A 19,616-nucleotide genomic window follows, 5' to 3' on the forward strand; every position below is an offset into this window, starting at 1 on the left:
CGCGGACAACGCTTCCCACTCCAGATCCGACAGTTCATGACGACGCACCATGCGGCACATGATCCCCCATCAGAACCCTTTGAAGACAGTGCCTAGGTCCTGTCTGACAAATGATCACCGAGTTGGGATGTGCGCGCTCGACCCAATTGCCTTGTCAGCCTGGCGCCCGGCCAGTGATTCTGGGCGGGTGCCAGGACAGGGGAAAAGAAGGCGGCGGCAAGAGGACACGCGGCAGCGGCTTGCTGCTCGTACCGCGCCGGACGCGGGACAGTGGGAACTTGTTGTTGAGACTCTGGACCAAGCAGAGATGCGTACGCGTTTGCGCCGCCTTCAGGAGGCAGGAGCCGACGGGTCGATGATCCGGATCGACACGCTGTGCGGACGCCTGGGGCTGCCGACCACCTACCGGCTGAGCCGTTTCGTGACGGACCCCGCGCGGGCGCCCGAGCACGAGCACTCTGATCATTGATCTTGTGGCAGGTCGAGGTGAGTTGACGGATGCGGCGTGGGAGCGAACAGAGCCCCTGCTGTCGCAGATGGATGGGCGTGGTCGTCCTTGGTGTGATCACCGGCAGGTGATCAACGGGGTGCTGTGGCGGTTGCGGACCAGTGCTCCGCGACGTGACCTGCCGGAACGCTACGGGCCCTGGCAGACGGCCTATGAACGGTTCGCCCGCTGGGAAGTGGACGGAACCTGGGCCCGTCTGCTCGAACAGGCTCGGGTCCGTGACGACTCCGTCGGAGCCGTGGAGTGGACCGTGTCAGTCGACTCCACAATCGACCGAGCCCACCAGCACGCTGGCGGCGCCCGCAAAAAGGGGCGACTGCGGGGGACGAACTGGAAGATCCGGCATGCGCGTCGGTGGGCCAGGCGCTCGGCCGGTCCCGCGGCGGGCTGACCACCAAGCTCCACCTTGCCTGCGACGGGCGTGGCCTGCCCCTGGCTGTCGTTGTCACGCCCGGCAACGTCAACGACTCCACCGTCTTCGACACGGTCATGGACGAGCTGAGGGTTCCCCGGACCGGCGCCGGGCGCCCCCGCCGCAGGCCGGACGCGGTGATCGCGGACAAGGCGTACTCGTCTCGGGCAATCCGTCAGTCTCTGCGGAGCAGAGGCATCCGGGCGGCGATCCCGGAGCGGGCGGACCAGAAGGCCAACCGGCTGCGGCGAGGAAAGGCCGGCGGCAGGCCGCCAGCCTTCGACCTCGAGCTCTACAAGGCCCGCAACGTGGTCGAACGCTGCTTCAACCGCCTCAAGCAGTTCCGCGCGATCGCCACCCGCTTCGACAAACTCGCCGCCCGCTACAAGGCCGGAGTCCACCTTGCCGCACTCATCCTCTGGCTCCGCGAACCCAACCAAGATTCTTTGTCAGACACCCTCTAGGCGGCGCCACGCTCGCGTGCGGCGGCGCCCGCCTGCCACTCGCGGCCGATACTGCGGATCAGCGTCGGGTAGACGCCGAGGTAGCGGAACGGCTTGATCCCCAGCATGTACAGGGCGCCGAGTCGCCCGTTCGGTTTCACCAGCACCGCCATCTGCCCGCGGTGGCCGCCGGCCCCGTCCGGGACCCAGCCGATGTGCATCACCCCGTGCATGGTCCGGTTGGCCATCTCTGCCGCCCACTCGTCGTGCGTCAAGAAGACGGAGGTGAACGGAACGGACTTGGCGTCCGGTCCCCGCGGGCCCTCGCGTAGGTCCGCGGGGAGGCGGTCGCGCAGGGTCGGCACTCGGCCGTCGAGACCGCTGGAGGGTTCGTCCCAGCCGAGCAGGGCGCCGAGCTTCCAGCGGATCGCGAAGAGCGCCCGCCCCACAGGAGAGGGCACGGGGTCCCCCTTTCCGCTCGTGAACTGGGCGACGAGCAGGGGGAGATCATCGGGGCCGCCTGGCGTGGGCAGCTGCCAGACGTCCTCGATGCGGAAGTCGCGGGTGATCTCGTGGATCCGCCATGGGCGGGAGGTGTGCGCGGAAATCGGAAGTCTCACGAGCAAGCCCCTATCTATACGATGCCGTATAGAAGACTAGCACCCTTCTATACGGTGCCGTATAGAAAAATGGGCGTGAGGGAGGAGCACATCGTGGGCGTGACCCGCACACCGCGCGGCAAGTGGATCGAGGAGGGCCTGCGTGCGCTTGCCGCCGGTGGCCCGGAGGCTGTCCGGATCGAACCGCTGGCGCAGGCCCTAGGGGTCAGCAAAGGCGGCTTCTACGGGTACTTCCGCAACCGGGACGCGCTGCTCGACGAGATGCTCGACACCTGGGAGCGCGCGGTGGCCGAAGCCGTGATCGAACAGGTTGAGAGCGAGGGTGGCGAGCCCAGGGCCAAGCTGGAGCGGTTGTTCACGATCGCCTCGTCCGCCGAAGGGCCGACGATGGGCGTGGCGGCCGAGCTGGCGATCCGTGACTGGGCCCGGCGTGACGCGTCCGTCGCGGAGCGGCTGCGACGCGTCGACAACCGCCGTATGGACTACCTGCGTTCTCTGTTCAGCGCATTCTGCCCTGACGAGGACGAGGTGGAGATCCGCTGCATGTTCGCCTTCTCGCTGCGGATCGGCGAGTACTTCATCGCCGCGGACCACGGCACCCGCAGCCGGGCCGAGGTGATGGAACTGACCCGGGACCGACTGCTGCGCTAGTGACCTGAGTCGGTTTGCCGTTGGTTTGGGTACGAGCCGTCCGGGTCCAAGGATTCCTCCGTTGTCGGCGACCGATGCCCAGCGGGCGGTACTGGCGGGCTGGTTACGCCGTCGTACGACGGTCCAGGCCTTGGCCCAGCGGCCGCGGATCGTGCTTGAGCGCGCGGCGGGGAACTCGTTCGTGGAGGTGTCGCGGCGGCTGCGGAGGCCGCCGGTGACGCCAGGGCGGCCCCTTCACCTCGTCGGAATCCATCCCGAACCGCAGGTCCGCGTGCGCCTCCCGGCCGGCTCCACGCCCCCGCGACGTGGCTGCCCGCCGTACGCACCAAGGAACGGCCGGAACTGGCGACCTGCCCGCCCCCCCCGCGGCCGCACGCCGGCTCCGGCCGCCGTGCCGGTACCCGACGGAAAGGTGAGCGGCGGAACGGTGGACGGCGGAAAAATGTCTGCCGGGACGGCAACCTTTCGGTCGTCGGCGGCAACTGCACGGGTAAACGGCCCCTTGAGGGGCGCCGGCCTTCCCGATACGCGCAGAGGATCCCTCACGATGACAACCAGTGCAGGACGCCACCGCAGGACCCGTACGCTCCCGGTCGCGGCAGTTCTCGCCCTGACGGCCGGTGCCGGCGGGGTGTACCTGGCCGTCGCGCCCGGTGGGGGAGAGGCCGCCGCGGCCGGGAGTGCGCGGCCGGTGGTCGTCTCCACGACCGCCGCCCTGGAGCGGGCCTTCGCCGAGGCGGGGCCCGGGACCACGATCCAGCTGCGTGGAGGCACGTACCTTCCCACGCGCACGCTCAAGAGCCAGGCCGACGGAACCCCGACGCGGCGGATCACCGTCACCGCCCACGGCACGGAGAAGGCGACGGTCGACGGCTCCAAGCTCCCCGCGCGAGAGTGGCTGGTGGCGATAGGCGGCGACCACTGGACGCTGTCGAACCTGACGTTCCGGAACTCACCCTCGCACGGGGTGGTGCTGACCTCCTCCGTCGGCGGGGTCTTCAAGAACCTGCGGACCCACGGCAACGGCGACTCCGGATTCACCCTGCGCGGTGACGGCACCAACGACAACCTCATCCAGAACCTGGACTCCCACGACAACTACGACCCCAGGACCCACGGCCAGAACGCGGACGGCCTGGCCATCAAGTTCGGGTCGGGCACGAACAACAAGGTCGTCGGCGCCCGGCTGTGGAACAACGCCGACGACGGCCTCGACCTGTGGCAGTGGGCCAGTCCGGTACGGATCGAGAACAGCTGGGCGTACGGTAACGGGGAGAACCGTTGGAACGACCCTGCCTTCGAGGGCAACGGCAACGGCTTCAAGCTGGGCGGGGGCGGTGCGAGCGCCGCGCACGTCGTCACCGGCAACGCCGCCTGGAACAACCGGCTCCACGGGTTCACCGAGAACAGCAACCCGGGGGCTCTGATCCTGCACCGCAACACGGCGTACGCCAACCACGCGGACGGATTCTTCTTCGCCTCCTCGCCCTCGCGCCTGTCCCGGAACCTCGCCGCGCAGAACGCCGGGGGCACGGCCAAGCTGGGGCACCGCGCCGTGAGCGCCGCGAACAGCTGGGACGCCAAGGGCGAGGGCGGCCCCTTCCCGGACGGGCGCTCCTTCCTGCGCAGCATCGACGCGACAACGGCCTACGGCCCGCGCAAGGCCGACGGATCCCTTCCGGAGACCACCTTCCTCACCACCGGGACCGAAGACATCGGCGCGGCGATGAAGTGAGACCCGGCACAGGCCCCCGCACCGCGGCGTGCCGACGCGAGAATCGCGGGACGACGTGCCGGATCACACACACGGCCCGCACGGCCCGGACCAGCCCGGCTCGGCACTCGGTCACGGGTGGCCACAGCACAGTGAGAGGCAACCCCGCACATGCTCGCAGAGGACGCGTCCGAGGAGTTCCACGCCTTCTTCGAGCGGCACTACGCCGAACTCGCCCGGCTCGCCCACCTCCTGACCGGCGAAGCGGACGCCGCCGACGATCTCGCCGCTGACGCGCTGGTCGCGCTCTGGCACCGGTGGGACCGGCTGCGGTCGGCCGAGCACCCGGTCGCCTATGCCCGCGGTGTCGTCGCCAACCTGGCACGCGCCCGCATCCGTGCCGCGGTCCGTGAGCGCCGTCGCGTCGCACTGTTCTGGTCCGTGCGTGCCGAGCGCGTGCACGACCCGGACGTGGCGGTGGTGGTGGACGTGCGCCAGGCCCTGGCCCGGCTGCCCTTCCGCAAGCGGGCGTGCGTCGTCCTGCGGCACGCCTTCGACCTGTCCGAGAAGGACACGGCCCTGGCCCTGGGCATATCGGTCGGTACCGTCAAGAGCCAGACGTCCAAGGGCATGACGGAGCTGGAACGACTGCTGGCGGCACGAGACGCGGGCGCACTCCTGGAAAGGGTTCAGCGATGACCGACTTGGGCGAACAGCTGCGGAAGGCGGCCGAGTCACACCAGCCCGACCGCGCCCGGATACTGGCCCGGGTGCAACGCGGTACGGCCGGCCCCGGCCTCGCGCGACCGTACCGGCGCCGCCGGACGGCGGCGGCGCCCTGGTCCCGGGTCACGCTCGCCACGATGGCCGCGGCCGGTGCCCTGCTGGTCGCCGGCTACGTCACGGCCGAGGCCGTCCAGGACACGGTGCCGCGGCACGACACGGGCGCGGCCCCGCTACCGGCCGACCCCGGTCCCGGTACGTTCGGGCAGGCGACCCCGCATCCGCAGCCGGACCGAAGCACTCCGGGCGAGCCGGGCCACACACCCGTACCCACGCCCACCCCACCCGCCCCCACACCGGATCCCGACCCGGGCCGCACCGCCCCACCCGCCACGACCGGCGCGCCTTCACCGTCCCTGCCCTCCGGCGGAGGACGGACGGAGGACGGTCCGCTGTGGGCCGACGGCTCCGTCGACCCGGGCAGCAGGACCCACTGGTCGCAGAGCAACGTCACCCTCAAGACCCGACAGCCGCTCACCGCGCTCACCGTCGAACTGCGGGTGGCGCAAACGGGCGGCGTCAAGAGCAGCGGCTCGTGGCAGACCCTGCCCGGGGCCGACTTCACCTTCTCCGTACACGAACAGAGCGGCACGCTGGTTTACCGCTGGGAGCTCAAGGCCGGCCGTACGGTGCCTGCGGGAACCCACGTGTTCGCCGGCCAGTACGACCACACGACGAGCGGCCGCAACGCGGTGGCCGACCGGTACGAGGCCACCGCCGGCGCCGCCCGGTCAACCTTCAGGGTGGGGGGTGACTTCGCCCGCACCACGTGACGGCGGGGGTGGGGGGTGTTGGGGGCGCCTCGGTCCCCGCAGCGGTGGCGAAGACCGCATCAAACCGGCCTGAGTTCCGGCTCAGCGTCAAGTCCGGAAGAACGTCGTCGACCCGATCAATCCCGCTGCCCGCGTGGATGCGCTGTTCACGCGCCCGCAGCTCCGCTGGTTGTGACGTACTGGTCCGACGACAACTCGAACACGCGAACTCGCCGGCCTCCTGTGGGATTGACGGTCTCACGAACCGGATGCATCCCCAGTTTGGTCATGATCCGTTCGGAGGCGTCGTTGCCCACTTGAGTGATGCTGACGATCCGCTCCAGCCCTCGCTCTTCGAACCCGAACCGGACAGCGGCCGCAGCGGCCTCGGTGGCCAAGCCCTGCCCCCAGTGGGAACGTCCCAGCCGCCAGCCGACCTCCACCGCCGGCAGTACTTCCGGCAAGAACTCGGGCACCGAAAGGCCGGTGAACCCGGCCAGCTCGCCAGTGGACCGGATCTCCACGGCGAACAGGCCGAAGCCCCGTGACTCCCACTCGCTCTCCCACGCCTGGATCCCGCGGCGAGTCTGCTGCTCGTCACGGACGCTGCCGTCACGGATCCACCGCATGACCTCGGGGTCGGCATTGACGGCAGCCATGGGCGCAACGTCCTCTTCGCGCCAGCGACGCAGGATCAATCGGGGAGTTTCAAGCGTGACCATCCAATCATTTTGGATCACGAACTGGGTCTCCGCCATCATCACCAGGCACTTTCGATCCACGCCCTGGAGGTCCGGGACCCTCGGCAGCCGCGCTGGTCAGGTGTGGATGCCGCTGTTGGGGCCGTACTGGCTGTCGGCGGTGTCGTCGTTGAACCAGTAGGCGCCGGCGGCGAGGTAGGGGAAAGAGCGGGTGCTGTCCTTGGCAAGTTCCACGGCGTCAGGGGACGGCACCTCGCCGGCAAAGCAGGTGCCGGTAGAAGTGGCCCCTGTTGTGTCGATGAGTGTCGGCAGCACTTCGAGGCGTGTGGGCAGGGGCGGGTTTCTCTTGCATGCGAGGGCTTTGTGGGGGCGATCGGGCGATCTGGGCGTTCATCGTGTTCACCGTTTCGCAGGTGAAACGTTGTGTCTGCAGTCCCAGCGTTCCTGGCGCCCTGGCCTCAGACGGCGGGCCGGGCTGCGCGGTACCCCACACAACAGGAGAATGATCATGAGCATGTGGAATCGGCTGGGCCGGCGGATGGCCTCCCTGGCCACGGTGATCGGTACCGGCGTCGCGCTGCCCTTCGTCGCGGGCGCGACACCGGCGCACGCCGCGCCCGTGCTCGACGTGGCGAAGTTCCACACGGGCGGCTTCGCCAGGGGGAAACCGGGGTGTACCGCTTCCAGGTGAGCAACCGCTCCACCTCTGACCCGACGACGGGAACGGTGACCCTCACGGACACCCTCCCGCAGGGCCTCACCGTGCAGGGCACGCTTTCGGAGGCCTCCTGGGACTGTGATCTCTCCACGACGTCGATCACGTGCACCAACAGCAGCGTGGTGGGCCCGTTCGAGTCCTACCCCATCATCGAACTGACGGTCAACGTCGCGGCCGACGCCCCCTGCACGGTCACCAATACGGTCACCGTCTCAGGCGGAGGCAGCCCGGCGGACTCGTACAGCGACCCTACGACCATCACGGGCGGTGACTGCGACGACGATGACAACGGCAACGGGGGCGGTGGCTCGATCCTGCCCGTCAACCTCAACGGCGTCCTCCCGTTCTTCAACAACATCAGCACGAACAGCAACATCAACAGCCCTCAGGCCAGGAACAGCAACCGTCAGGAGCTTGGGTTCAACGCCCCCTGAAACCGCTGACCTCCCTGTGAGGGGCAGTCCGTGACGGCACGGGTACGCGGGTCAGGGCCGGAACCCAGGGCGCTCTGGGGCACGACCGGACCGCCCCCAGCCCCTGGCCTCCCGATTCCTGCGGGATGCCAGGGGCCGCGTCCGCGCCCCGTGCCTTCGCGGATGCCCGCCCGAGCGATCCGAACTGGCGGCCACACCTTCGGCGCCTGGTCGATGTCCTTGCCGCGGAGGCGGAGCGACGTTCGGGAGGGAACTGTCCCGAGCGCTGCGTGACATGACGGCGGGTGGGGCCACGCCGGGCCCGCGAAGCGGAGACCGGCCCGTCGGGGCACGGACGCGTCGCAAGGCCGGTGACGGCTACCGGGTGGAGATACGGGCGGGCGGAGGGGGTTCAACGGTGATCGGCCGGGTAGGCGGCGGTGACCTGATGATCCTGTTGGCGAAAGGTACTGCTCATGCTGATGGCTCACCCGGCGGTGCTCCCTGGTCTCGTCGAACGCTACTGGGCGCTGGCCGTACTCGACGCCGCGGAAGACGGCTCACCGGTGGGCCGGGAGCTTGCGGACGTCGAGAGGGCCCTGTGTGTGGCCACCGGCACCATCGACATCCACGCCGCCTTGATCGCCGCGCGTCATCAGCTCCCCGGGGCCGGCGTCCTCGACGACTCCCTGCTCGCCTCTCACTGAACGGCTGAGAGCCCATCCGCTGCCCTCGCCCTCAAAGAGGCGCGCTGTGGAGCGGGGGATACCGCCCGCGGAACTTCCGGTCCGGTTAGGTGGTCAGCGGGGGCACTTCGCCGGCAGAGCCGGTGCCGGCACGGCCAGTCGCTGTTGTATATTGGATCTTGAGCTCGCGGCCGTGAACAACGGTTGCCGGGTCTGGCGTTGGTGGTCCAAGGAAAGACACCCCACTTCCCGTGGGGGAATGCAGGTGCAAGGCCTGCCCAGCGCTCAGTCAAGGCCCGGCCTCCTTCTGGAGGTCGGGCCTTTTTGCTGGGTGCTGCCGGTTTTTTGGGTGCGTCCGGTGGATGGCCGGGCGTACGTTCCCCTGGGGGCAGCGGGCCGGCAAAGCGCCCTGCCCTGTGCTGAGAGCGAGCTGGGCGTAGGACCGGACCTGACCTGGTCCGGACCGTCCTGTCGTCGACCCCAGAGACGACGCGGGGGACACACCCCCGGAGCGCACTGCTGACGACGGCTGGGAGGTCGCCCGCCCTCTGGGCGGAACCTCTCTCGACGGTGTACGGATGGCCGGGTCCCGGGAACTTACGGGCAGCGGGCTGGACATGCGGGTGCTGGCAGCCCGCCGTGATCGTCGTCATCGGGCTGGGAGCCGGCCCGGTCACGGTGGAGAACGCCTCCGGGCACCGGGCACTGAGGGGTCTCGTCGCCTCCCCGTCGGCAGGTCCGGCCCGTATCCGCGGCGAGGGCGTCGAATGCGTCCTGCTGGACGAGCTCGGTCCCGAGGAAGCCGTGCCGCCGATGATCAGAACTGTCACTGTAGAACTCGCCCCGGAGGCGTGACACTTCCGGGGACGTTTGCCTCCTGGCCGCAGAGGAGGTCAGGCTTGCTGGCCTGATGTGTCGCTGGAGCATGCTTCTTCCCCGTAGTGCGGGGTCCCGGTGCCGTGTGGGGCTGCGTGGTAGCGGCCTGCTTCGGTCATCCATTCCAGGTTGGCGTGGGGCACGAGCAGGTAGGCGCAGGCGACTTTGCTGGCGGCGCGGGCCGTGGCGGGGGTCAGCGCCAGCCGGGAGTACAGGGGCGACAGGGCCCGGGCCGCTAGGTGCAGGTCGTTCATCCGCTCGGCGGTCCGGTGGATGACCCAGTCGATGGCCTCGGCGCGCGAGAGCCCGAGTTCGTGCTCGGCGACCAGGACATGGTTGGTGAGGCTGCCGGCCTGCTGTTCCCTGGCCAGTGAGACGAGGTCGTTGCACCAGGCGGCGGCGTCGTTGGCCGCGTCCGCGACGTCGGTCCAGGCCTGCGCGGTCGCCAGGGCATGGGGAAGCTCGGTCCCCAGGATGGCCTCGCCGACCTCGTAGATGAACGTGGCGAAGGTGGCCCGGCGGTGGGCCGGATACGCGGCGAGCGAGGCGGGAAGGCCGGCCTGCCGCGTTTCGAGTTCCCAGAGGGTGGCTTTGCGGGTGTTCTCCAGACCAGCGCGAAACCGGCCGCGCCAGGCTGGGCTCATCGGCGGCGCCGTGGCGCGCCAGAGCTCGTCGAAGGCCTTCACGAGGGGCGCGCGCGAGGCAAGCTCTCCGTCGTGCTCGGTGCAGTGGATGAAGCTGTTGAAGGTGTCGTCCACCTCCCGGGCGCTCGCGGGGCGCATCCGTTCGTCCCAGTGGTCGTCGAGCAGGCCGATCCAGGTGCACCAGCGGGTGAGTAGGGCCAGCTGTCCGAAGCTCAGCTCGCTGAACATCCGGCCGGCCAGGCGGTGGCCGCCGATGCCGCGCAGGCGGTGTTCGCCCGCGTCGTCGGCGGCCAGGCCCACTTCCCGTGCCCAGGCGCGCGCCAGGTGGCCGGCCCGCTCGGTGTCCGGGTGCAGGCGGCAGCTTCCGCGGAGTGCGGGGACCTGCGCGACCAGCGCCGCCTGGGGGCTCGCGTAGGTCAGCAAGGTTCGCCGAAGAGGAAGTTGCCCACGGCGTCGGGGTCGGCGGAGGTGTAGTACTCCCGGGTCGCAGTCAGCAGTTCGGTGACGGTGAGCTGTCCGTCGCCGTCGCGGTCGAGCTTGGCGAACGCGGTCGCGGCGTGTGCCTCGGTGCGGCCGAAGGCATCCTGGAACACCTTGAATTCCTGCTGGTCGACCTGGCCGTCACCATCCAGATCCAGGGCCGTCACCACCGCGCGCGCAGCCGGCTCGAAGAGGGCGTCGAACCGGTCGCCGTCCACGAAGTTCACGATCATGGAGCGCTCGAACTCGTCCCTGGAGAGCCGGCCGTCCTTGTTCTCATCGGCCACGGCGAGCAGGCCGTCCCAGAAGGTGTCGAAGGAGTCCAGCACCGCGCGTCCCCGTTCAGAGGCCGGTGAGACGCCCAGACCGGTGAGCAGCCGGGCACCGAGGCCCTGCATGTCCTCAAGCGCGGCATAGCCGCTGTTGTCCACATCGATGTGCTGAAAAGAGTTGTTGATCTTACGGACCTGCAGATCGGTGGCCATGTGCTACTCCTGTCAAAGGGACGAAGTCGTCCTCAGGGTCATCCGCCAAAAGAACGACCGCCCCCAACACCCCGTTACGGGTCCCCTCACCCGACATCGGGTAGTCAGGCACAGTGAGGCGGCCGCTCCTGGTGCTCAGGAGGGTCAACCTGAACAGGTCATTAAGGAAGGGGCAGAACGCTGACCTGGGTTCGACACGGGCATCGCCCACTCGCCGACGGGCGACGCGACCACTCCTCCCGGGAGACGGCGGCCTTTCTGGTGCAGGGTGGCGCGGCAGGCGACCCGAGCCCCGGTTACCCACCCCCGTAGTGGACCAAGGGGATCGGCCGCCTTCCAGGACCGGCGGTTCGCCGACCTCGAAGCCCACATCGCGGGCAACTGACAACCCGGTGCAGAACCGCTACGTCCGACCCGATGGCCACGGGATACCGTGGCCGCGGGCCGGACAACATCCCAGACTCCGCACATTTTCGACGCCTGACGAGTCAGCCGCCGTAGCCGTCATCGGTCGCCTGCTTCCGGTGACGATCAGGGTCGTAAATCGCGGTGAGAAACGGCGTGATTCCCAGGGCATAGAAGCCGTACTCCAGTTGCTGGTACCACGCTCGTTCGCTCTCAAGCTCCTTGGACACCTGAACGGGTACTCCGCCGGTGTGGTCGCCGGTCGACACCATGACGACGAACGACGTGCCCTCGTCTGCTGGGGCAGACGGATTCGCGATCACCGTGAAGTCCCATGTTGCCGCGCCGAGGACGTCCGAGCCGGCATCCAGGCGCCGCAGGACGAACGTCGGCTGTCGCAGCAGCACTTTGGACTGCGCCCGGATCGCCATCGTCTTCTGTCCCACGATCCGCCAGGGCGGCTCGGGGCGCGTGTGGTGAACGTCGGAAAAGAGTTGCTCCCGCAGTTCCGAGTACTCTGCGGCTGTCTGGGCCAAGGCTCTTGTGTCCTCTGCCAGTTGACGTCTGGTGTCGCAACTGTTGAGCAGGCCGCCCAGTGAGTGAAGTCTGTCCCGGATCCATGGCTTGAGGAAGCGGTCAAGGGCGCCCAGCCGGTAGGCGTCCTCGGCAGACTCCGCAACCAACAGCGCCCCACGCGCCAAAGCTTGATATTCGTCTGTGAGACCCATCAGCTCCCCTCCCCGAGGCGACAATCACCTCTCACTGTATCGATCAACAAACCGACAGCGAAGGTTGATCGGACAGAACGCGACGTTCCGTTGCAGTGACCCGTTCCCGGCACACCCTTGGTGACAAGCAGCGCACCGATCTTGGTGCCGCTCCGGCCATCCTGGCCCGAAGGTGGGACGAAATCTCGGCGCAGTACGCGGAGAAGGAAGGCGCCGCGGCCCCAGGAAACCGCTTCTCGGCAAGGCTCATCGACGGAACCGACGGCGAAACCGGCGGCCCTAGGCTCAATGAAACGCTCACGCTGAACCGCATCCTCGACGGGGACGCGTTCTACGTGAAGATCACCCCCTGAGTAGCGACGGAGTCCTCGTGCCCCTCATCGCCGAATACAGCACGTACGCCCGGCCGGATCGCGGGATCGTCGAGGTATACGACAGCGACGCCTACCCCGGTGACGAGGAGGCCTTGGACCGTTCAAGGACACAGGTGATCGCCGGAAACGGCTACCACCTCTACCTGCACAGCCTCCAGCCGGACATCGAGGTAGAGGTCACCATCAGGATCTGGGACAGCCCCCAGAAGACCCCGGAAGACGGTGAGGGCACGGTCCCGCTGTCCTTGGAGTCTGAGACCGGCCAGCTCGTGGTCAACCAGCTCACCTTCGGGCCTGCAGGGGTGATGGACCTGCCACGACCGGGCGTCTACGAGGGGCACGCAGCCTGGAGCGGACGCCGAGCCACGGCCGCCTACTACAACACTTGCCTTCAGCGCTCGGCCCAAGAAGAGTGGAGCTCGGAACGGATCGGTGCAGCGTGGAGACAGAGCCCCAACGCGGAGAGGTACATCCTCAACCTCTGGTTCGTCAGGGAGTCCGAGCCGGACGACGAGGACGACGAATAGAGCGCGTGATGCTCTGCTGGAACGATGTTGTGTTCCCTGCTCCCGCGCTGGCCCCACCTGGGGTGGGGGTCAGTCAGTCACGGCTTGAGTCGCGGAAGAGGAACCCGTCTCCAGATGGGACAGCCCGCGGCCTCGTAGCCATACAGGGAAAGTGACCCGAGTTGCACCCTCTGCGCTGTCTTTAGCCGAAGTTGCTAGAACAGCTCGGTCTCTTCCTCAGCCGCACTATCGTCCACAACTCTCCATCGCCGAAGGGATTTCCGGGCGGTGGTGCCGCCGTTGACGACTGCCGCCGGAGACCGTGCCTTCATGCCCAGTGGATCATTTTCTGCGAGGAGGTCATTGACCATCCTGGCGCTGGTTGCCGCCACGTTCGCACTGCTCCTCAGCGGGGCTGGCGCGGCATCCGCACATGCCAGCCTGAGCGGCTCAGACCCTGGCGACGGTAGCGTCCTCAAGACGGAACCCAGGCACGTCACGCTCACGTTCACCGAGTCGGTCAGCTTCGCCGAAGACTCACTCAGAGTGCTGTCGCCGGAGAACGAGCGGGTCAATCCCCGCCCCGCGCAGCACGTGGACGGCAAGGAGAACACCGCACGGGTGGAGCTGACCGGCAAGCTGCCCCAGGGCACCTACACGGTGGCATGGCGCGTGGTCTCCGCCGACGGGCATCCGATCTCCGGCGCCTTCGTCTTCTCCATCGGCAAGCCGTCCGAGACCGCCGCCGTGGTGGCGAGCGACTCACCGGACGACACAGCGGTCGGCCGCCTGTACGGCGTCTTCCGCTACGTCGCCTACAGCGGCCTGGCCCTCCTCGTCGGGGCTGCCGGGTTCGTCCTGCTGTGCTGGCCTGCCGCAGGCGCCACGCGTCCGGTACGCGTCCTGCTGGCAGCGGGGTGGGTGGCAATGACGGCGTCCACGGTGGCCATGTTCCTGTTGCGCGCCCCCTACGAGACTGCTGGCGCGGTGACTTCGGCGTTCGATCCGGCTCAGCTGGTCCGGACCGCCAGCGGTAAGTCCGGCGTCGCCCTCATCGCACGGCTCGTGCTCCTGGCCGCCACCGCGGTGTACCTCCGGCGGCTGGTCCCACAGCGCGAAGCTGCCGGTGACGGATCGTCGCGGGACCTGGGGGTCCGCGTCCGCCTGGCCGGCTTGTCGCTCGCCGTGGCCCTGGCGGTCACATGGGCCGCGGCCGAACACGCCTCCGCCGGCCTCCAGGTGGCACTGGCCATGCCGGTATCCGTACTGCACTTGTTGGCCATGGGGGTCTGGCTGGGCGGCCTGCTCACCCTGCTGCTCCTCCTGCGGCGCCGAGGACACGGCAGCCGGGACATCCCGGCGTCCGCAATCGGCCGCTTCTCGACGCTGGCCTTTCGCGCCGTCGTGGTCCTGGTCGGCACCGGGGTGTACCAGTCCTGGCGGCAGGTCGGCTCCTGGGAAGCGCTGTCGACCACGGCGTACGGCAGGACCCTCGTAGTGAAGGTCGCCGCTGTGGTCCTGGTGCTGTGCGTCGCCTCCTTCTCCCGCCGCTGGACCGCCCGCCTCGTGCACGAGGCGTTGTTGTCGGCGAAGGAGGTGATGACGGTGCCCGCCTCCGAGCGGATGCCGCTCGCCCAAACGGTCGGGGCTGCCACCTCACCGGTGGGAAGCCGCTCCGACAACCTGTCCGCTGGGTCGGCCGGGGAAGGGCTGAGCGACGAAGCCGAGCCGTCCGTCCCTGAGGGCGACACCGGCCGGCGGAGCCTGCGTCGCCTGGTGACTGCCGAAGCCGTACTCGGTGTCATGGTCCTGGCGATCACCACCCTGCTCACCGGCACCCAGCCCAGCCGCGCCGCCGACGAGAGGGCCTCGGCGACCTCCGTCGAGGAACCGCGGGTGAAGGTGGTCACGGTCCCCTTCGACATGGGCCAGGCCGATCACCGCGGCGCGGTGCAGATCACGTTGGCGCCGGGGCAGGTCGGAGAGAACACGGTCGAAGCCGTCGTCTTCACCGCGGACGGCGGCCTCGCCGCAGTCCCGGAACTCCGCCTCACCCTCACCCAGGAGGCCCTCGGGATCGGCCCGCTCGACGCCAAGCTCAAGGACCAGAAGGGGTACTGGGCCACCTATGACCTGCGGCTGCCCATGCCCGGTGAGTGGACCCTGAACATCACGGTGCGTACCACTGACATCGACCAGGTGACCGTGCGCGAGTCCGTCCGCATCACGCCGGTATCGAGGTAATGGCCCCTGCCTGAAACGTCCCAGGGAGGGAACGTCGACCGCTGCCAGACCGTCCCACGCGGTACCCACCCGCGACGCCGGTACGCGGCGCCGTCGCGCACCGATGCCGCTGGCGCTGGCCGCCGCCTGCGCGCTGCTGATCGCCGGCTGCGCCGGGGACGCCCAGCCCAACGCCCAGCCCAACGCCGAGGCATCCGCCGAGAGCGCAGCCATCGGCCCTAACCCGAGCGCTCCGAGCGCCCCCTGTCTGGCCTCATGAGCTGTTCAAACGCTGCGCGATAGGTGCTGGAGTGGCGCATGAGGCCGCTGTGACGGTGATCTCAGCAGGTGAGAGCACTTGGCGGGGTGGCATGTGCACGGTACGTTTCGCTGCGACAACAACGACGGCACGACGGAAGTCCGGTGAGATTCCGGCACGGTCGCGCCACTGTATAGCCGGACCCGACGCCTTTTCGGAGCGGTCGATGCCGGTGAGTCAGACCCGAGGGCCGTCGTCCGAGCTCCACCGTATTGGGACGCGCTGTTCCCAGGGAGGTCTTGCCGCCATGGCTCAGTCCACCGTTTCCGCTCCTGTTGCCCCCGCCCTGGGTTCCGACGCCCCGCTGCCGGTCCGCGCCGTGCTGCCCTGGGCCGTGTTCGTCGGTCTGCTGATGATCGTCGCCCTCTACTTCGTCGGCGCCGAGCAGGGTGCCACCGCCGTCTTCGCCGGCGAGGGGGTGCACGAATGGGTGCACGACGGTCGTCACCTGCTCGGTTTCCCCTGCCACTGACCTCGTAGGGAACCGATCTCATGCATGCAGCAACCGTAAGAAGGCTTCTCGTCCGCGGAATGATCGCGGGCCTCCTGGCCGGATTGATGGCGTTCGCCGTCGCCTACGTCCTGGGCGAGCCGTCGGTCCGTTCCTCCATCGCGTTGGAGGAGGCGGAGGCCGCGCCTGCCGCCGGGCATGGTCAGCACGGTGGCGACGCCGCCGCGGCTCCTGCTCCGGCGGAAGAGGAAGAAGAGCTCGTGAGCCGACCGGTCCAGTCGACGTTCGGCCTGGCCACCGGGACGCTCGTCTACGGCGTCGCGCTCGGCGGCATCGCCTCGCTGGCCTTCAGCTTCGCCCTCAACCGGATCGGGAGGTTCAGCCCTCGGGCGACCGCCGCCCTCACCGCGGCCGGGGTCTTCACCACCGTCTACCTGGTGCCGTTCCTCAAGTACCCGGCGACCCCGCCGGCCGTCGGCAATCCCGACACCATCGGCAAGCGCACCACCTTGTTCTTCCTGATGATCCTGCTGAGCGTCCTGCTCGGACTGGGAGCGGTGATCGCGGGCCGGCGCCTGGCGCCGCGCCTGGGCAACTGGAACGCCACGGTCGTGGCCGGCCTCGGCTTCGCCGCAGCCGTCACGCTCGCGTTCGTCTTCCTCCCAACCAACGGCGACGCGGTCCGGGAGAGCTTCCCGGCCGCACTGCTGTGGGAGTTCAGGATGGCCTCCCTGACCGTCCAGGCAGTGCTGTGGGTGGCCTTCGGCCTGATCTTCGGGGCGCTGGCAGCGCGGGTCCTGGGGTCCCGGGACGCCGCGTCGGACGACAGTCCGGCGGCGGAGCGAGCGGCCGCATCCGCGGCCTGAGCGAAGCGGAAGGAGGGGTCCACCAGCTGAAGCCGGTGGACCCCTCCTTCGTATCCGGGACCGTCGTGTCCCGGGCTCGCAGGGCGGAATCGGATCCGGCTGCGACGACAGCAGGGCACCGGGATACCCTGCGGGAGGTCCTCAGGCTCCTTGCGAGTCACGGGCCCGCCCTGGAACGTCTCCCGAAAGCGCAGCAGCCCATGTCCGCCACCCTCGTACCGTGGCCGCCTTCGCCGGCCCGCGGAGTGGTGCGCGGTTTGCGGGCCGGCGCCCTGGCGGCGTTGTGCGTATTGCTGCCGTTGGCGGGGCACCTGCTCGCGCAGGGGCACATGCCCCGGTGGGCGCTGCTGCTGGGCATGGCCGCGATCGCCGTACCCAGTGCGGTGCTGCTGACCCGGCGCAAACTCTCCGACACCCAGCTCATGGCAGCGTTGGCCGGTGCCCAGTTGGCCTACCACGCGGCGTACTCGCTGCCGGGAGCCTGCGCGGCCGTAGGCGGTTCGCGGGAACCCATGGCCCTGGTCGAACACGCCTCCGCGGCGGGTGTCCCGCCGGAGGTCTTCTTCGCCGGGCACCTGGCCATGCTGGTACTCGCCGCGCACTTGTTCGGGCTCACCGAACGGCTGCTGTGGCGCGGCGGACCGGTCCTTGAGGCGCTGCGCGCCCTGCTGATGTTCGTCTGGCCGCCCCTGCCCGCAGGCAACGGGCCGAAGGCGGCCTTGCGGGATCTGGAGCCGGGCGCGATGCCGCCGTCCGCGATCGTGGTCCGGCTGCACGCCGGACGCGCACCGCCGAGGTCCGGGCACGCCGTCCTGTGGCGTGCCCCTCTCCCGACGACCGGGCTGTCGTCCGGTGGAGGTTTCTGCCTGGCCTAGCGGCCGAGGGGAGAGGCCGTCCGCGGGCGGCGGCGTGTCCTGCTCCGGCTGGTCCGGGGAGCACAGAGAGACCTCTCCCTTTTCATGCACTCCTTTTCTCGGCGTGCCGCCCGTGCGGCGGCCCGCACCCTGGCCGTACCCCTGAGCGCAGCCCTCCTGTGGGCTGCCGCTCCGACCGCGTCGGCACACACCGACCTGACCTCCAGCACGCCGGCCGACGGCACGACCCTGGACGCCCTGCCCGCAAGCATCGGGCTGACCTTCAGCGACGACATGTCGCAGGAGTACGCCAAGGTCGCTCTGACCGCACCGGACGGAACCCCGGCGGGTGCCGGGGAGCCATGGGTCGAGGGCAAGAGCACCTCCCTCGCCATGAAGCCGGCCCTGCCGTCGGGCAGGTACACCGTCGGCTACCGGGTGGTCTCGGCCGACGGCCATCCCGTGTCCGGCTCCTGCAGCTTCACCGTTCGGGCGGCGGCCCCGGCGGCCCCGGCGGCCCCGGCGGCGCCGTCGAGTCGCACGCCGTCTTCGCCGAAGGCGTCTGCCGAGGCCGGTGCCGCGGCTTGTCCGTGATGAGCTCCACCGGCATCATCGGCGTCGGCCGGTGGGAGGCGGTGGGCCGCACCTGGGGGCCGGACCTGGCCCAGGACCAGTACAACGGCGGTGCGATCGCCTGGGCCACCGGCGACATCCCTGCCCTGATCACCACGATCACCCTGGCCGTGCAGTAGGTCCGCTCCGACCGCCGTGAGGCCCGCCGGGTCGACCGGCACATCGACCGCGGCGATTCCGGCGACCCGCTGGCCGCCTACAACGCGTACCTGGCGAGTCTCCTCACCCGCGACCGCCGCCCGCAGCGGCCGACAGCCCAGCCCGCCCGCCGGGCCGACACGGCCGAAGACCGGACCACGTAGAGGAAATCATGACGAAATTCAAGAAGAACCTGCTGGCCCTCGCTGCCATTGTCGCCGTGCTGGCCGCCGCCTTCGGGACGTTTCTGCTGGTGAAGCCGGACGACTCGGCCACAGCGGCTCCGCCCCTGCCCGCCGCGGGCGAGGCGCGGGCCGTACGCGAGGACAGTCACCGGTTGACCGATCCGCAGCGCAGCGAGATGACCCTCGTCGAGTTCCTCGACTTCGAGTGCGAGGCCTGCGGAGCCGTCCACCCGACGGTCGAGCGGCTTCGCGAGGAGTACGGCGACCGGGTCACCTTCGTGGCCCGCTACTTCCCGATGCCCGGCCACCGCAACAGCCGGACCGCGGCCGTCGCCGTCGAGGCCGCGGCCCAGCAGGGCAAGTTCGAGGACATGTACAAGAAGATGTTCGCCACCCAGAAGGAATGGGGAGAGCTCCAGAACTCCCAGGCGGACCTCTTCCGTACCTATGCCGAGCAACTCGGCCTCGACATGAACAAGTACGACGCGGCAGTGAAGGACCCGGCGACCGAGGAACGGGTCAAGGCCGACCAGCGGGACGGCATGGGCCTGAACGTGCAGGGCACTCCCACTTTCTTCCTCGACGGCGAGCGCATCCAGACGCCCCGCACGTACGAGGCGTTCAAGGCGCTGATCGACGAACGGCTGGCCACATGACAGGGGCCAAGGAGGGGCCGGAACTGGCCCGCAGGACCAGTGAGGCTCGCGGCTACCCGGACCGCGTTTCCGCACTGAGGACCGAACTGACCGACCTGTCGGACGGCCGGCACCCCCGGGTGATGGTCGTTGCCTGCTCCGACGCCCGGCTGGCGCCCGAGCTGCCGGCGACTTCACTGCCGCCAGGCCACAGCCATGCGCTGCGGCAGCTGGACGTGCTGAGCGACTACGCCTGCATGGCGCCCCGCGTCGCGGACGGCACCCTCCGCCTGCACGCCTGGTACCACGAGCCGGGGACCAGGGCCACGCTTCGCTTCCGGCCCGACGTCGGCGCCTTCCTGCCCCTGTGACCCACTACCCCGCCACCGACACCACCCCGTACGAGCGAGGAC

24 protein-coding genes are annotated in these 19,616 nt (G+C 69.4%); 19 read left to right on the forward strand and 5 right to left on the reverse strand.

The genetic code is table 11. The features are described from left to right. Positions 1-473: 473 nt before the first annotated feature. A protein-coding gene (locus tag AC07B0_RS37915) for an IS5 family transposase (RefSeq protein ID WP_469382389.1) occupies positions 474-1,384 on the forward strand; the annotation gives its coding sequence in 2 pieces (ribosomal slippage) (positions 474-822 and positions 822-1,384; 912 coding nt in all). Here AC07B0_RS37915 and AC07B0_RS37920 read toward each other — a convergent pair. Then, positions 1,381-1,983: a DUF2867 domain-containing protein gene (locus AC07B0_RS37920; RefSeq protein ID WP_469382390.1), complete on the reverse strand. Its 603-nt coding sequence runs from the start codon at positions 1,981-1,983 to the stop codon at positions 1,381-1,383. The two genes, AC07B0_RS37915 and AC07B0_RS37920, sit on opposite strands and share 4 nt — an antisense overlap. 93 nt (positions 1,984-2,076) lie before the next feature. Between AC07B0_RS37920 and AC07B0_RS37925 the strand changes: the two genes are divergently transcribed. From AC07B0_RS37925 to AC07B0_RS37940, 4 genes are all read left to right on the forward strand, one after another. Further along, entirely contained in the window at positions 2,077-2,634 is a 558-nt protein-coding gene (locus AC07B0_RS37925) for a TetR/AcrR family transcriptional regulator (protein WP_356878373.1), read from the forward strand. A gap of 547 nt (positions 2,635-3,181) precedes the next feature. Continuing rightward, entirely contained in the window at positions 3,182-4,369 is a 1,188-nt protein-coding gene (locus AC07B0_RS37930; RefSeq protein WP_469382391.1) for a right-handed parallel beta-helix repeat-containing protein, read from the forward strand. Positions 4,370-4,519: 150 nt separating this feature from the next. Continuing rightward, positions 4,520-5,047 (forward strand): SigE family RNA polymerase sigma factor, encoded by a 528-nt coding sequence (locus AC07B0_RS37935; protein ID WP_469382392.1) that lies wholly within the window; start codon positions 4,520-4,522, stop codon positions 5,045-5,047. Next, positions 5,044-5,904 (forward strand): hypothetical protein, encoded by an 861-nt coding sequence (locus AC07B0_RS37940; protein ID WP_469382393.1) that lies wholly within the window; start codon positions 5,044-5,046, stop codon positions 5,902-5,904. The genes AC07B0_RS37935 and AC07B0_RS37940 overlap by 4 nt, the downstream gene beginning before the upstream one ends. Before the next feature lie 146 nt (positions 5,905-6,050). On the opposite strand, the gene AC07B0_RS37945 is transcribed toward AC07B0_RS37940, so the two are convergent. Continuing rightward, positions 6,051-6,605 carry a GNAT family N-acetyltransferase gene (locus AC07B0_RS37945; RefSeq protein WP_356878409.1) on the reverse strand — a complete coding sequence of 185 codons (555 nt, stop codon included), beginning with the start codon at positions 6,603-6,605 and terminating at the stop codon, positions 6,051-6,053. Between the two features lie 487 nt (positions 6,606-7,092). Here AC07B0_RS37945 and AC07B0_RS37950 point away from each other — a divergent pair, with 487 nt between their 5' ends. The 4 genes from AC07B0_RS37950 (at position 7,093) to AC07B0_RS37965 (ending at position 9,256) form a co-directional block, all read left to right on the forward strand. Next, a complete protein-coding gene (locus tag AC07B0_RS37950) occupies positions 7,093-7,275 on the forward strand; it encodes a DUF3693 domain-containing protein (RefSeq protein WP_469382394.1) in 183 nt (60 codons plus the stop codon). After that, a complete protein-coding gene (locus tag AC07B0_RS37955; RefSeq protein WP_469382395.1) occupies positions 7,272-7,736 on the forward strand; it encodes a hypothetical protein in 465 nt (154 codons plus the stop codon). Before AC07B0_RS37950 ends, AC07B0_RS37955 begins: the two co-directional genes overlap by 4 nt. 455 nt (positions 7,737-8,191) lie before the next feature. After that, on the forward strand, positions 8,192-8,422 hold the full coding sequence (locus tag AC07B0_RS37960) for a DUF5133 domain-containing protein (protein WP_356878368.1): 231 nt from the start codon (positions 8,192-8,194) through the stop codon (positions 8,420-8,422). A gap of 618 nt (positions 8,423-9,040) precedes the next feature. Then, positions 9,041-9,256 carry a hypothetical protein gene (locus AC07B0_RS37965; protein ID WP_469382396.1) on the forward strand — a complete coding sequence of 72 codons (216 nt, stop codon included), beginning with the start codon at positions 9,041-9,043 and terminating at the stop codon, positions 9,254-9,256. A 38-nt stretch (positions 9,257-9,294) separates the two neighbouring features. Here AC07B0_RS37965 and AC07B0_RS37970 read toward each other — a convergent pair whose 3' ends face one another. The 3 genes from AC07B0_RS37970 to AC07B0_RS37980 all read right to left on the reverse strand — a co-directional run bounded on the left by AC07B0_RS37970 (position 9,295) and on the right by AC07B0_RS37980 (position 12,019). After that, a complete protein-coding gene (locus AC07B0_RS37970) occupies positions 9,295-10,344 on the reverse strand; it encodes a terpene synthase family protein (protein WP_469382397.1) in 1,050 nt (349 codons plus the stop codon). Then, a complete protein-coding gene (locus AC07B0_RS37975; RefSeq protein WP_356878365.1) occupies positions 10,338-10,886 on the reverse strand; it encodes an EF-hand domain-containing protein in 549 nt (182 codons plus the stop codon). Before AC07B0_RS37975 ends, AC07B0_RS37970 begins: the two co-directional genes overlap by 7 nt. Positions 10,887-11,374: 488 nt before the next feature. Further along, the gene (locus AC07B0_RS37980) at positions 11,375-12,019 is read right to left on the reverse strand and encodes a hypothetical protein (RefSeq protein ID WP_469382398.1); all 645 of its coding nucleotides are present in this window, start codon (positions 12,017-12,019) and stop codon (positions 11,375-11,377) included. Between the two features lie 95 nt (positions 12,020-12,114). On the opposite strand from AC07B0_RS37980, the gene AC07B0_RS37985 reads away from it, so the two are divergent. The 10 genes from AC07B0_RS37985 to AC07B0_RS38030 all read left to right on the forward strand — a co-directional run bounded on the left by AC07B0_RS37985 (position 12,115) and on the right by AC07B0_RS38030 (position 19,574). Beyond that, the gene (locus tag AC07B0_RS37985) at positions 12,115-12,372 is read left to right on the forward strand and encodes a hypothetical protein (protein ID WP_469382399.1); all 258 of its coding nucleotides are present in this window, start codon (positions 12,115-12,117) and stop codon (positions 12,370-12,372) included. 17 nt (positions 12,373-12,389) lie between these two features. After that, positions 12,390-12,920, forward strand: coding sequence for a hypothetical protein (locus AC07B0_RS37990; RefSeq protein ID WP_469382400.1), 531 nt, complete (start codon positions 12,390-12,392; stop codon positions 12,918-12,920). 309 nt (positions 12,921-13,229) lie between these two features. Next, complete coding sequence (locus AC07B0_RS37995; protein WP_478900292.1) at positions 13,230-15,143, forward strand: copper resistance CopC/CopD family protein; 1,914 nt, start codon at positions 13,230-13,232, stop codon at positions 15,141-15,143. Between the two features lie 545 nt (positions 15,144-15,688). Further along, positions 15,689-15,913 (forward strand): CbtB domain-containing protein, encoded by a 225-nt coding sequence (locus tag AC07B0_RS38000; protein ID WP_341622146.1) that lies wholly within the window; start codon positions 15,689-15,691, stop codon positions 15,911-15,913. A gap of 20 nt (positions 15,914-15,933) precedes the next feature. Next, complete coding sequence (locus AC07B0_RS38005; protein ID WP_469382402.1) at positions 15,934-16,758, forward strand: CbtA family protein; 825 nt, start codon at positions 15,934-15,936, stop codon at positions 16,756-16,758. Positions 16,759-16,958: 200 nt separating this feature from the next. After that, positions 16,959-17,633, forward strand: coding sequence for a hypothetical protein (locus AC07B0_RS38010; RefSeq protein WP_469382403.1), 675 nt, complete (start codon positions 16,959-16,961; stop codon positions 17,631-17,633). Positions 17,634-17,717: 84 nt separating this feature from the next. Then, positions 17,718-18,206, forward strand: a complete 489-nt coding sequence (locus tag AC07B0_RS38015; RefSeq protein ID WP_469382404.1) for a copper resistance CopC family protein — start codon at positions 17,718-17,720, stop codon at positions 18,204-18,206. Beyond that, positions 18,206-18,364, forward strand: coding sequence for a cytochrome c oxidase assembly protein (locus AC07B0_RS38020; RefSeq protein WP_469382445.1), 159 nt, complete (start codon positions 18,206-18,208; stop codon positions 18,362-18,364). The genes AC07B0_RS38015 and AC07B0_RS38020 overlap by 1 nt, the downstream gene beginning before the upstream one ends. Positions 18,365-18,555: 191 nt before the next feature. Then, positions 18,556-19,224 (forward strand): DsbA family protein, encoded by a 669-nt coding sequence (locus AC07B0_RS38025; RefSeq protein ID WP_469382405.1) that lies wholly within the window; start codon positions 18,556-18,558, stop codon positions 19,222-19,224. Continuing rightward, on the forward strand, positions 19,221-19,574 hold the full coding sequence (locus AC07B0_RS38030; RefSeq protein WP_469382406.1) for a carbonic anhydrase: 354 nt from the start codon (positions 19,221-19,223) through the stop codon (positions 19,572-19,574). Before AC07B0_RS38025 ends, AC07B0_RS38030 begins: the two co-directional genes overlap by 4 nt. Positions 19,575-19,616 lie beyond the last annotated feature (42 nt).

The organism is Streptomyces sp. NPDC044704 (genome assembly GCF_056433525.1).